This is a genomic window from Actinoplanes sp. NPDC026670, from assembly GCF_040638175.1.
Lineage (GTDB): Bacteria > Actinomycetota > Actinomycetes > Mycobacteriales > Micromonosporaceae > Actinoplanes.
In genome coordinates this window covers 45,163-56,991 of record NZ_JBEZXU010000033.1, presented here as the reverse complement: position 1 = coordinate 56,991, position 11,829 = coordinate 45,163, and the positions used below count along the sequence as shown (strand labels likewise).

The 11,829-nt window shown below is 70.5% G+C and carries 12 protein-coding genes; 7 read left to right on the top strand and 5 right to left on the bottom strand.

Annotated features, from left to right (window positions below; genetic code table 11):
• Positions 1-253 precede the first annotated feature (253 nt).
• Positions 254-535 (bottom strand): hypothetical protein, encoded by a 282-nt coding sequence (locus tag AB0E94_RS29345; RefSeq protein ID WP_360332441.1) that lies wholly within the window; start codon positions 533-535, stop codon positions 254-256.
• A gap of 9 nt (positions 536-544) precedes the next feature.
• On the opposite strand from AB0E94_RS29345, the gene AB0E94_RS29340 reads away from it, so the two are divergent.
• The 3 genes from AB0E94_RS29340 (at position 545) to AB0E94_RS29330 (ending at position 3,287) form a co-directional block, all read left to right on the top strand.
• A complete protein-coding gene (locus AB0E94_RS29340; RefSeq protein WP_360332438.1) occupies positions 545-814 on the top strand; it encodes a hypothetical protein in 270 nt (89 codons plus the stop codon).
• Between the two features lie 29 nt (positions 815-843).
• On the top strand, positions 844-1,632 hold the full coding sequence (locus tag AB0E94_RS29335) for a 3-keto-5-aminohexanoate cleavage protein (protein ID WP_360332435.1): 789 nt from the start codon (positions 844-846) through the stop codon (positions 1,630-1,632).
• 392 nt (positions 1,633-2,024) lie between these two features.
• Complete coding sequence (locus tag AB0E94_RS29330; protein ID WP_360332432.1) at positions 2,025-3,287, top strand: amidohydrolase; 1,263 nt, start codon at positions 2,025-2,027, stop codon at positions 3,285-3,287.
• 402 nt (positions 3,288-3,689) lie between these two features.
• Here AB0E94_RS29330 and AB0E94_RS29325 read toward each other — a convergent pair whose 3' ends face one another.
• Both AB0E94_RS29325 and AB0E94_RS29320 read right to left on the bottom strand, forming a co-directional pair.
• The gene (locus AB0E94_RS29325; RefSeq protein WP_360332429.1) at positions 3,690-4,349 is read right to left on the bottom strand and encodes a TetR/AcrR family transcriptional regulator; all 660 of its coding nucleotides are present in this window, start codon (positions 4,347-4,349) and stop codon (positions 3,690-3,692) included.
• A 121-nt stretch (positions 4,350-4,470) separates the two neighbouring features.
• Positions 4,471-5,661, bottom strand: coding sequence for a hypothetical protein (locus AB0E94_RS29320; RefSeq protein WP_360332426.1), 1,191 nt, complete (start codon positions 5,659-5,661; stop codon positions 4,471-4,473).
• 115 nt (positions 5,662-5,776) lie between these two features.
• On the opposite strand from AB0E94_RS29320, the gene AB0E94_RS29315 reads away from it, so the two are divergent.
• Complete coding sequence (locus AB0E94_RS29315; RefSeq protein ID WP_360332423.1) at positions 5,777-7,066, top strand: hypothetical protein; 1,290 nt, start codon at positions 5,777-5,779, stop codon at positions 7,064-7,066.
• Complete coding sequence (locus tag AB0E94_RS29310) at positions 7,063-8,961, top strand: PAS domain S-box protein (RefSeq protein WP_360332420.1); 1,899 nt, start codon at positions 7,063-7,065, stop codon at positions 8,959-8,961. The genes AB0E94_RS29315 and AB0E94_RS29310 overlap by 4 nt, the downstream gene beginning before the upstream one ends.
• Here the strand turns inward: AB0E94_RS29310 and AB0E94_RS29305 are convergent.
• The gene (locus AB0E94_RS29305) at positions 8,945-9,265 is read right to left on the bottom strand and encodes a hypothetical protein (protein WP_360332417.1); all 321 of its coding nucleotides are present in this window, start codon (positions 9,263-9,265) and stop codon (positions 8,945-8,947) included. The two genes, AB0E94_RS29310 and AB0E94_RS29305, sit on opposite strands and share 17 nt — an antisense overlap.
• A 40-nt stretch (positions 9,266-9,305) precedes the next feature.
• Positions 9,306-10,172, bottom strand: a complete 867-nt coding sequence (locus AB0E94_RS29300; protein WP_360332414.1) for an SDR family NAD(P)-dependent oxidoreductase — start codon at positions 10,170-10,172, stop codon at positions 9,306-9,308.
• An 88-nt stretch (positions 10,173-10,260) separates the two neighbouring features.
• Between AB0E94_RS29300 and AB0E94_RS29295 the strand changes: the two genes are divergently transcribed.
• Together AB0E94_RS29295 and AB0E94_RS29290 are read left to right on the top strand one after the other, a co-directional pair.
• The gene (locus AB0E94_RS29295; RefSeq protein ID WP_360332411.1) at positions 10,261-10,854 is read left to right on the top strand and encodes a TetR family transcriptional regulator; all 594 of its coding nucleotides are present in this window, start codon (positions 10,261-10,263) and stop codon (positions 10,852-10,854) included.
• 32 nt (positions 10,855-10,886) lie between these two features.
• Positions 10,887-11,822, top strand: a complete 936-nt coding sequence (locus tag AB0E94_RS29290; protein ID WP_360332408.1) for an AraC family transcriptional regulator — start codon at positions 10,887-10,889, stop codon at positions 11,820-11,822.
• The last annotated feature ends 7 nt before the right edge of the window (positions 11,823-11,829 follow it).

Here is an 11,829-nt window from a genome sequence, read left to right as displayed (position 1 = left end):
GCAGCGATGGCGGGGGCACACGTTGGCGTATTGCGTGCTCTGGTCGTCGTTGCCGCGTGGATGAACGCTCACGATCAGCCGATCGTGAGCGTCTGCCCTTGCTGGGGCAACGACCAGCGCACACGATCGGCCATTGTGTGCGCTGGTCGACGCTGAAGACCGCCACCGGATGATCACCCCGGTGGGAGCATGGGTGCGGAGCGGGTCGTCGGCGAGCCATGACCGCAGCTCGCAGACCCTGACTGCGAAGGGTCTATGAACAGGGAGATGCCCAGTCGAGGATCTCGTCGGGCGGCAACACCGCCAGCCGTACGACCAGCGCTTCGGCGACCGCAGCCTCGTCGAACAAGCCGGTCGTCACACCGGAGTCGTCGCGGGCCTGTTCCACGATCCGCCAGAACTCGTGGATCTCCACCACGCCAGTATGCGGTGCCAGTTTGATCCTGTGGACGACATCGGCAACCATCGTCAGGTGAGTGACGCCCGGAGTCTGGTAGAGCTGCAAATCAACGAGGTTCGCAACTCGCAATGGCATGAAGCGACCATGACCGTACGCAACCTCCGCGGCCTGGTCTTCCGCGGCGCCAGATTCCTCCGGGTCGACGGCACAGCGGACCTGATCGACCTGGAACTGACCCGGATCGTCTGGTACGGCAGAGACGTCCCCGAGATCCCGGGCGGCCACACAGCCCTGGTGACGCTGCGAGGGCAGGGCGCGCGCGTACTCCGATCCGGCAGCCCGTCCGACGGCTGGCAGCAGATCGAGGGCGAAAACGGTCCACATCCCCGCGGTTTTGTCGGTGCCTCTGGCTAGGGTGGGCCACCACCGGCGGAAGGGGTCCTGTGCAACCTCGGATCGAACGGATCAAGGCGTGCCTCAACGGCGCCCGGCGCTCTGACGAACACCCGGCCGTACCGGTCACGCCTGAGGAACTGGCCGCAGAAGCGGCGGCCGCGGTGACCGCCGGCGCGGAGGCGTTGCACTTGCACCCCCGCGACCGCGACGGCGCCCAGTCGATGCACTCCGATGACGTGGCGGCTGCGGTGACCGCGGTGCGCCGGGCATGCCCAGCAGTGCCGGTCGGGGTGACCACCGGACTATGGATCACCGATGGAGACGCCGACCGGCGGCTCGCGACGGCGGGCCGCTGGGCTGACCTGCCCGCGGCGGCACGACCCGACTTCGCCTCGGTCAACGTCAGCGAGCCAGGTTTCATCGACCTGGCCGATGCGCTGCGGCGAGCCGGGGTCGCGGTGGAGGCAGGCGTGTGGTCGACCGCCGACGCGCACGTGCTGGCCGCCAGCCAGGTGGAGGTGATCCGCATCCTGGTGGAGATCATCGACGGCACGACCGAGACTGCCGACGCGATTCTGGCCCGCCTCGACGACTTGGAGCTCACCGCACCACGCCTCCTGCATGGAGAGGACGAGACATGCTGGCCGCTCGTCGCTCACGCGGCCCGATGCGGGCTGCCCACACGCATCGGCCTGGAGGACACCCTCACCGGGCCAGCCGGCGAGCCCATCGCCGGCAACGCCGACCTGATCCGCCACGCGCTGGCCGTCTGGAGCGCGGCGGCACTCACAGCGCCGGACCCCCGGTCGGCAGCGCCTCGTGGCCGGGCTCGTTGAATCGCACTGATCGCTGGGGGAGATCCGTGTCCGGATAGGTGATTCCCACCTTCTGCCAGAAGTCGGTGAAGATCCAGACGTCGCTCAGCGTGGTGCGGTCGTCGGGAAAGGGTTTGCGACGGCCCAGCCATTGCGCGGCGTCACCGAGGCCGCTGAAAAACGCGGCCAGATCACCACCGCGGGTCTGTCCACCGCCCCGGCCTACCGGGCACCGAGATGTGGCCGGCCATCATCTGGTTGTTGGCCGACCTGACCGGCCGTCCCAGCGCCCTACGGAAAACCGCCTGCCACGGGGTGGTGCTACCACCACTATCAGCCGGGTGCCTGTCCCATCGTGCGCTGAGCCGGTTCGCGGAAGGCTTGACCTCGTCGAACAAGGCGGGGGAGGACCAGTGCGAGGCTCAGAGGGTCAAACGATCAGCAGGCGGGCCGTTCTCGGTGGGGCGGTTGCGGCGGCCGCGGGGGCGTGGCTCACGTCGACCGAGGCGGCCTCGGCGAGTGACCAGGGCGCCCTGGCCGTGGAGCGCGAGGCCGCCCGGCTCGACGGCTCGTTGGTCGCGTTGCGCCGTGACCTGCACGCCCATCCCGAGCTGTCCGGTCAGGAGCAACGGACCGCCGCGGTGGTGGCGGCGCGCTTGCGGGCGGCAGGGCTCGATGTCACCACGGGCGTCGGCGGGCACGGCGTCGTCGGCGTCCTGACCGGGGTCCGTCCAGGGCGGACGGTGGCGTACCGGGCGGACATGGACGCGGTCGGCCCGGACGACGGGGCCGGCGGCGCCACCGGCCCGTCCCACCTGTGTGGTCATGACATCCACACCACGATCGGCGTGGGGATCGCCGAGGTGCTGAGCCGGCTGCGGGAGCGGCTGTCCGGCCGGGTGGTGTTCCTGTTCCAGCCGGCCGAGGAGAGCCTGGCCGGCGCTGCCGCGATGATCGCCGACGGTGTCCTCACTGCCAACCGGCCGGGCGAGATCCACGCGCTGCATTGCGGTCCGCTCCCGGTCGGCCGGTTCGCGACGATCGCCGGCACCGGCCTGCCCGGCCAGGACAAGGGCCAGATCACGCTCACCGGCGCCGATGCCCCGGCGCGCGCTCGGCGGTTGGCCGAGAGCATCAACGACATGAGTACGGTGAAGCGCCCCACCAGGCCCGCCGACCTGGAGCAGTTGCTGGCCGATCTGCAGACCCCGGGCGGACCGCTGGCCCGGTTCGTCTTCGTGCAGGCCCAGGCCGTCGGCGCGACGGTGCGGGTGTCGTCCCGGTGCTGGCCGGAGCACCGCTACCCGCAGGTGCGGGCCGAGATCCGCCGCCGTGCCCGGGTGGTGGGCCCGGCGACCGTGGACTTTCCGGCCGACCCGTTCCCGGCGATGCACGTGCCACAGCGTGAGGGTCAGGCTCTGGAGCGGCATCTACGGCGCACGCTCGGCACTGAGCGGGTGACGCCGCTGCACGCCGCGATCCCGTTCAGTGGGGAGGACTTCGCCCTGTTCCTGGACCGGATCCCCGGCACCTACACGTTCCTCGGCGTGCGAGCCCCGAACACCGGCATCGAGAACAGCTATCCCCACCTCGCCACCTTCCAGCCGGACGAGAGCGCCATCGGCCACGGCGTCCGGGCCATGGCCGGCTGGCTGCTCACCCGCACCCGCGCATGACACGCCACCCGGCCGGCTCGAGGCGGCCGACATGAACAGCGGGGCACCGTCACCGGCCGCAGGTCGGTCCCGACCGTTTCTGGCGGGTGGCATGAGCAGCGGCGCCGCGCCTGCTGGTTCTGGCGGGTGGCATGTGTTGCAGCGTCGTGCGGGCTGGTTTCAGCCGGGTGGCATGTGTTGCAGCGTTGCGTCGGCTGGCTCTGGCGGGTGGCATGGGCAGCGGCGTCGCTCCGGGCGGCTTCAGGTGGGCGGTATGAGCAGCGGCGTCGTGCCGGCTGGTTCTGGCGGGTGGCATGGGCAGCGGCGTCGCTCCGGGCGGCTTCAGGCGGGCGGTATGGGCAGCGGCGCCGCGCCTGCTGGTTCTGGCGGGTGGCATGAGCAGCGGCGTCGCTCCGGGCGGCTTCAGGCGGGTGGCATGAACAGGGGAGCGGCAACCGGGCGCAGGTCGGCGGTGGCCACGACGGCCGGGGTGGCGACCGCGTCGAGCAGGAAGTCCACCAGCCGCCTGGCGTGTTGGGCGGCCGCTGTGTGCAGGGCTGCCCGCTTCTCCGGGGTGGTGCTCAGCGCGTGGGTCATCGCCCCGCCCAGCAGGGTTTCCAGCAGCAGTCTGGCCGAGGTGCCGGCCGGGAGCTCGCCCCGGGCGATGCCGCGGCGCACGATGTCGCGGGCCGCCCCGGCCTGGGAGCGGCGCAACTGCTCGTCGTGGTCGGCGACACCCGGGATCGACGGTCCCTCCAGGCTCAACCGCAGGGCGGCGCGACTCGAAGGGCCGGTGTACAGCTTGATCATCTGGGTGGCCAGCGCGATCAGATCGCCGTGGAGGGTGCCGGTGTCGATCGGGCGGACGGTGGCCAGGTTGGTGGCCAGGGCCTCGGTGAGTAGTGCCTCTTTGCTGCTCCACCGCAGGTACAGGGTGGGTTTGCTGATGCCGGCCCGCCGGGCGACGGTCTCCATCGCGAACCCGGCCCAGCCGGTGTCGCCGAAGACGTCCAGGGCCGCTTGCGCGATCCGGCGGTCGACGTCGGGGTCGCGCGGGCGGCCGCCCGCTGATCCAGCACTCATCCCGCGGTCTCCCTCAGATACTGAACGGCACCGTCAGGATACAGGCCGGAAAAGGGACACCACGCCGACCGGCTGCCCGGAACCCCACGATCACCTATTCATCCCCCGCGCCGATGAGTCGTCACCGCACCGGGTTGCCGCCGAGGTTGCCGTCGCCGCACGGCCACGGCCCAGTGTCGAGCCGGGCCAGACCGGTGCCGCCGACGACGAACAACTCATCGTGCAGGGCGAAGACGACCTGCCCGTGATCGAGCAGCAGGATCCGGCTCATCACACCCCGGTCGTCGTCCTCGGCGAACAACGTCCGAATCCGCCGTTCGGCGTCGACGGCCAGCAGCTGCCCGTCGCGCCAGAACACCGCCGTGCCGTCGACGTCCAGCGCCGGCGCGGTGGTGTGGTAGCCGGACAGCAGCGGCCCGTCGCTCACCGAACCATCCGGGTTCAGGACCCGGAACCGGGAGCGCGACACCGACCCGTTCTCCAGCTCGGCGCTGCGGACCGTGCCGTGCCGGTCGACGAGCATCATCCCGTGCCCGGCCCAGGTCCGAAGCGCCTGCCCGGTGGCGTCGTAGCTGGTGGTGGTGAACTCGCCGTACCCCTGCCGGCCGATCAGGAACGAACCGGGGCCGGTGATGGCCTTGTGGCAGTAGGGACCGGGCGGGGTGGTCGTGACGATCCGGCCGGTCGCGGCGTCGAGCAGTGTGCAGACGCCGATCCCGCTGCTGCCGTCGGCGATTTCGGCCAGCACCCGATCACCGGAGACCAGCAACGGCTCCCGGGAGCCGGCCCCGAGCGTCCGCGGACGCCACGGTTCCATCGGCTGGGCCTGCCAGCCGGCGTCAGCGCCGGCGAAAGCGAACTCGGCGAGGACGAGCGGAGTCGACCAGACGGTGCCGCCGGCCCAGGTGTGCCGGGCGACCCGCGCCGTCCGGCCGGGCGGCACCACACGATAGGGGTGACCCGGCAGCCAGATGACACAGAACCCATCAGGGAGTACGACGAAGGCGCCCATGTGCTCGTGCGGCTCGTGTTCGGGAACCACCGAGCGCAGGTCCGAGCCGTCCACCCCGACCTCGGTGAACGTGCCGCCGGCATGCGCCACCCAGACCGTGCCCGACGACGTGCCCCGGGGCGGCCCGGGATGCCCGGCGAAGGAGCGCTGCCAGACGACCCCGTCCGCCGGATCGACCGCGGTGAGCACCGTACCGTCGAGATCGTGCCCGGCATAGCTGGTCACGAAGATCGGGCCGCTCGATGCGGTGGCGGCCAGACCCCACACCTGTCCCGGCATGACCAGACGATCCGGTTTCATCGCGTTGTCAGTCCTTTCGGCGGCTTCGGCAGCCAGCACGATAGCGTCTGCCGCTCACCGCTTCCGGAGTCGAGCCGATGGGTACTGGGGAACGTCCACGGGGGTGATCGTCCGGATGGATCCGGAACAGGTCGGTGACTGGGTGCTGCACGAACTGCCCAGGCTCAATCAGGCGATCCTGCAGGACGACGCGCCACCGGGGCTGCTGGTCACCGAGTTGCGCGACCACGTGCTGCACCAGCTGCCCGACGTCGTCCAGCTCACGCCGCTCCAGGCGCAACGGCTGATCGTGCACCTCGGCCTCGCCGGCGCTTCGGTGGCCCGGCACTACCAGGACAGTACGCCCGGCGGCGTCGAGCACCCGGAGCGCGCGTTCGATCCGCTCCAGGTGGGGGCGAACCTGCCGTTCCGTGGCTACTTCTCCGCGCTTGCCGGGCACACCGGCACCGGGCACTACGACCGGGACAGCTACGCGTCGCTGGTGCGGTGGAACGTCGGCACGGTACGGGTCCGGCTGCGCGACGAGGTGGTCGCCGAACTGCCCGGGATCTTCGACGACGGCCACATCCGCACCTACACCGGCAGCAGCGCCGAGCAGGAGTTCTTCCGCGTGGTCAAGCAGGGTGAGGCGATCGAGCTGGCGGTCAACTGCCTGCTCGAGTCGCTGACCGCCGCGCACACCGAGCTGACCGGGGAGTACGCCCACCGCCGGGTGCGCGCGGCCACCGTACTGCTGGATGCTCTTCGGGGCCTGCTCGTGGATTTCACGAACCTGCCGCCGGACCGGGCGATGACCGCCGACGTGTTCATGGACGTGTTCCGGCAGTTCGCCGCGCACTGGACACCTGGTGACATCCCGCCCAGTGGGGCCCTCGACCCGGAGGCGCTGAAACGTGACTACCTGCTCGGCACCGCGTCACCCGGCTACGACCAGCGGGCCCGGCACCTGTTCCCGGCGATGCTGGAACGCGAACGGGAGGAGATCAGCGACCTGATGGGCGAACCGTCGCTGCCGCAGCGGCTGCTCAGCGAGATCGGCAACGGCCATCCGGCGCTGGACGACGCCGACGACGGCGACCTGCGGCGTCTGATCGCGCACCATCCGGCGCTGGTCGACTGGTACCGGCTGCTGACCATGAACGCGCGCGTGTCCGGCGTACATCTGCGGTTGTCGAAGAAGTTGCTTTTCGCGCCGCAGCGTCACCGTGACGAGATCGGGCTCGGTGACCGGCATCCGGTGTCGAATCGGGCCGGGACCACCGGACTGACCGAGACGCACCTGGAACGTCTCACCCGGGCCCGCCGGGAGCACGCGCTGGCCGCGCTGCGGCCCGTGCTGACCGGCGACCTCGCGCCGGCTGTGCCGTCCACGGATGCGCTGGTGAAACTGGAGCTGGCCGGATGACCCGTACCGGACTCGGTCATGACTCGCTGATGGCGCTGATCGACCACACCTCCGCGGTGATCTACATGCGTGACGCGGACGGGCGATATCTGCTGGTCAACCGGGAGTACGAGCGGCTGTTCGGGCTGCGCCGGGAGAACATCGTGGGGCTCACCGACCATGATCTGTTCCCGCCCGACGTGGCCGAGGTGTTCCGGGAGAACGACAGGCAGGCGCTGGCCGGGGGAGTGCCGATCCAGCTGGAGGAGTACGCGCCGTCCGACGACGGCACCCGCACCTACCTGACCGTCAAGTTCCCGCTGATCGACGAGAGCGGGTACGCGTACGCGGTCGCCGGCATCTCCACCGACATCACCGAACGTAGCCGGGCCGAGGCCGCGCTGCGTGACAGTGAGGAGCGGTTCCGGCTGCTCGCCGATCACGCCCAGGACATCATCTTCCGCTACCGGCTCGACCCGGCGCCCGCGATGGAGTATCTGAGCCGGGCCATCGAGTCGATCACCGGCTATCCGGCGCTCGACTTCTACGCCGATCCGCGCCTCATCCTGACCCTGATCGAGCCGGACGACCTGCCGGATTTCGAGAAGTCGTGGCAGGCGCCCCGGACCGGCACGCTCACCTTCCGGCTGCGCCGCCACGACGGCGCGGTCGTCTGGATCGAGCAGCGGGTCAGCCCGGTCACCGACGACACCGGCGCGGTCATCGCCGTCGAGGGCATCCTGCGGGACGTCACCGAGCGGATGGACGCCGAACGCGAACGCGCGGAACTCGAGCAGCAGCTGCGCCAGGCGGAACGCCTCGACTCGCTCGGTCAGCTGGCCGGCGGCATCGCGCACGACTTCAACAACATCCTGGCGGTCATCTCCGGGTACGCCGACATGCTCGTCGACGAACTCGGCGACGACCACCCGAACCGGCCGGACGCGGCCGGCATCAAACAGGCCGCCGCCCGTGGCACCGGGCTCACCCGCCAGTTGCTGCTGTTCAGCCGTTCCGAGCCGTCGCGGTCCGAACTGCTCGACCTCAACGCGGTCACCTCCGACATGCTGCGCCTGCTCGGCCGCACCCTCGGCGAGGACATCGAACTCGGCGCCGACCTGGCCCCCGGCCTGCCGCCGGTCATGATGGACCGCAGCAAACTCGAACAGGTCGTGATGAACGCCGTGCTCAACTCCCGCGCCGCGATGCCCACCGGCGGCCGGCTGACCATCGGCACCACCCTCGAACACGGCGGCGACGGTCAGACCCAGGTCTGCCTCGCGGTCACCGACACCGGCTGCGGGATGACGCCCGCGGTGATGGCCCGCGCTTTCGAGCCCTTCTTCACCACCAAAGGCCGAGGCAGCGGTACGGGACTCGGCCTCGCCACCGCATACGGCGTGGTCACCGACGCCGGCGGCGCCATCAGTCTCGAGTCGGAGCCGGGGCAGGGCACCGTGCTGCGGGTGCGCCTGCCCGCCGCCGCGGCCCAGCCACTCGCCGCCACGGCGGCCACCCCGCCGGCGGCGCAGGCGTCCGGCGACGGGCGGCGGATCCTGGTGGTCGAAGATGAGGAGGCGGTACGCGACATCGTGCGCCGCCTGCTCAGCAAAGCCGGATACCAGGTGTTCGCGGCCCCGCATCCGGCCGAGGCGCTCCGGATGTGCCACGAGGACGCCCTGGAGTTCGACGTCCTGCTCAGTGACGTGATCATGCCCGGCATGTCGGGCACACAGCTCGCCGCCGAACTGCGCCGCGACCGTCCGGACCTGCCGGTCCTGTTCATGTCCGGCTACACCAGCGGCCCGGCGCCGGGCGGCCAGGAACTTCCGACGGACGCACCGCTGATCCGCAAACCGTTCGAGAAACAGACCCTGCTCACCGAACTGCACCGCCTGGTCACTGAACGCCTTTGACCCGTCCGGTCCAGCGCTGGTAGATCCATTTTCCGGCCTGGAAGACGAGGTACGCCGGCACCGCCACGATCGCCAGCGCCACGTTGAGCAGCTTGTCGAGGATCGGGTTGACCATCCGGTCCACCGCCCGGTCGATCCGGTCCCCGATCCAGCTGAACAGCATGACGAACGGCAGGAACACGGCGTAGAGACCGCAGGTCACGGCGACCGCGATGAGATGGACGTAGAGGGGGACACCGGCGATCTCCCGCTCGAGAAACGACGGCTCCGGCTGGTGCGGCTGGTGTGGCTGGAAGGGATGCACGCCGCCACTGTAGAGAACCCTGCCAATATCTCCGGCCGGATCAGTAACGGACACCGGTGAGACGTTCGGACTCCCGCCACAGCGCGGCACGCAGGTCTTCGTCGAGGGCGGCCCGGGGGAGTGCCACGAAACCGGGCACGCCACCGAGTTCGAACACGCCGGTCGGCGCGATGAACGACCCGTCGGTGACCTTGGGGGTGGTCGCGGCGAAGATGATCGGGTCGGCGACGTGTTCCAGGGGCTGGCCGACCGCCCGCATGATCAGCCGGCCGATCCCGTTGGCGATGCGGCTGGTCCCGTACTGCTGGATGTCGGTCGGCGCGGTCCCCGGGTGGACCGGGACGCTGATCACCCGGTCGCGGTCGACGTGCCGGTTCAGTTCGACGGCGAACAGCACGTTGGCCAGTTTCGAACTGCCGTAGGCGCGCATCGGCGCGTATCCGTGCTCGAACTGGAGGTTGCCGAGGTCCAGCCGGGCGGTGCGGGCGGCCTGCGCGCTGACCGTGATCACCCGTGCCGCGCCGGACTTCTCCAGCAGTGGCAGCAGGTGGCCGGTCAGGGCGAAGTGCCCGAGATGGTTGGTCCCGAAATGCTTCTCGAAGCCGTCGGCGGTGGCCTGCCACTGTGGAATCGCCATCACCCCGGCGCAGTTGACCAGGACATCGACAGGTGTGCCGGATTCCAGAAGCCGCTCGCTGAACCTCGCGACCGAGCCCAGATCGGCCAGATCGAGTGGCAGCCATCCGGCCGGGGCTCCGATGGCGGCGACGGCCCGTTCGGCCCGTTCGGCATTGCGGGCGCCGATGATCACCCGGTAGCCGTGGCCGGCGAACGCCTGGGCGGCGCGCAGGCCGATCCCACCGGCACCGCCGGTGAGCACGACCGTCCGGCCGTTTCGCATGGTCATGTCCGCTCCTTAGTTATTGGACGTTCATTCAATTGGAGCGGAGCCCGGGTTCGTTGTCAACTGGACGTTCAATAACTAGGCTCGGCCCATGCGCGTACGTGATCCGGACAGCAAGAAACGCCAGCTCCTGACCGCCGCACTGACCGAGTTCGCCGCACACGGGCTCAGCGGAGGCCGGATCGACGCGATCGCCCGCGGCGCCGGCTGCAGCAGCGGCCTCGTCTACACCTACTTCGGCAGCAAGGAAGGCCTGTTCGACGCCGTGCTCGCGTTCATCGCCGAGTCGGCCGTCGCCGGCATTCCGATCAAAGGCGACGACCTGCCCGGGTACGCCGAACGCCTCCACCAGGGCAACCAGGACCATCCCGAAGTCGTCCGGTTCGTCACCTGGTACCAGCTCGAACGCGACCCCGGCGCGGACGCCCCGCCGATGCCCGACGACACCGTCAAACACAAGATCGACGTGGTCCGCCAGGCCCAGGCGGACGGACTGGTCCGCGACGACATCCCCGCGCCCACGCTCGTCCTCGCGGTCCAGGCGATCGCCCGGATGTGGGCCACCCACCCCAGGTCGACCCTCGACGCCATCGACCCGACCGCCGACCCGGAGCTGCGCCGCGAAGCCGTCCGCTCCGCCGTGCAGGCCCTCATCGCGGTGCCCGGCCCGCCAGGTGCGCTCTAAGATTCGTGACGACGGACACAGGGGGTGCCACCATGACGCGCAGTCAGGCCGAGCCCCGGCGGTTGATGAGCTTCAGCACAGCCGGGCTGCCCACCGCCCAGCGGGTCGCGCTCTGGGAGGACCACAACCGCAGCGCGCTCATCGGACTCCGGTGCCGCATGCTCGGGGAGACCCCGTTCGACGGGACCGAACTCAACCTGCAACTCGACCACATGCACCTGGCCCGGGTCCGCGGCAACGCACACGTCGTCGAACGGCCCGCCGAAGTGATCCGGACCAGCCCGTCCGACTCGATCGCCGTCTACCTCGCCGTGCTCGGGGAGGCGTTCTTCTACCACGAGGACGGGGTGCTCACCCTACGGCCCGGACAGGCGCTGATCTGCGATGCGGACCGGCCGTTCATGCGCGGCTTCTCCCGCGGCCTGGAAGAACTCGCCATCAAAGTGCCACGGGCGACCTTCCGCGAACTCACCGGGCTCGACGAACTCCGCGCCCCGCTCGTTCGCGACTTCGCCCAGGGGGACGCCTCCGCCCGTACCCTCGCCCGGCTCGTTGATCGTGCCCTGCGCCCGGACGGCGGCGAGCCGATCGACGAGGCGACCACCCTGCATCTGATCGCCGGGATGACCGGCCGCATCGCGGCCGTTCCCGGCACCGTGCACCTGGCCAACGCCCGCGCGTTCATCGAGGACCACCTGACCGACCCGGGCCTGACCGCCGCCCGGGTGGCCGCCGGCATCGCCATCAGCGAACGCCACCTGTCCCGCGCCTTCGCCGCCACCGGCACGAGCCTGCCCCAGTATGTGCTGGCCCGCCGCCTGGAACGCGCCCGAACCCTGCTCCTGGCCCACCCCCGCCCGCCGGTCGCCGAGGTCGCGGCCCGTTGCGGTTTCGGCTCCACGAAATACTTCGCGCAGACGTTCCGCACCCACTTCGGCCACCGCCCTACCGACCTGCCCCGCGCCTGAAATCCGC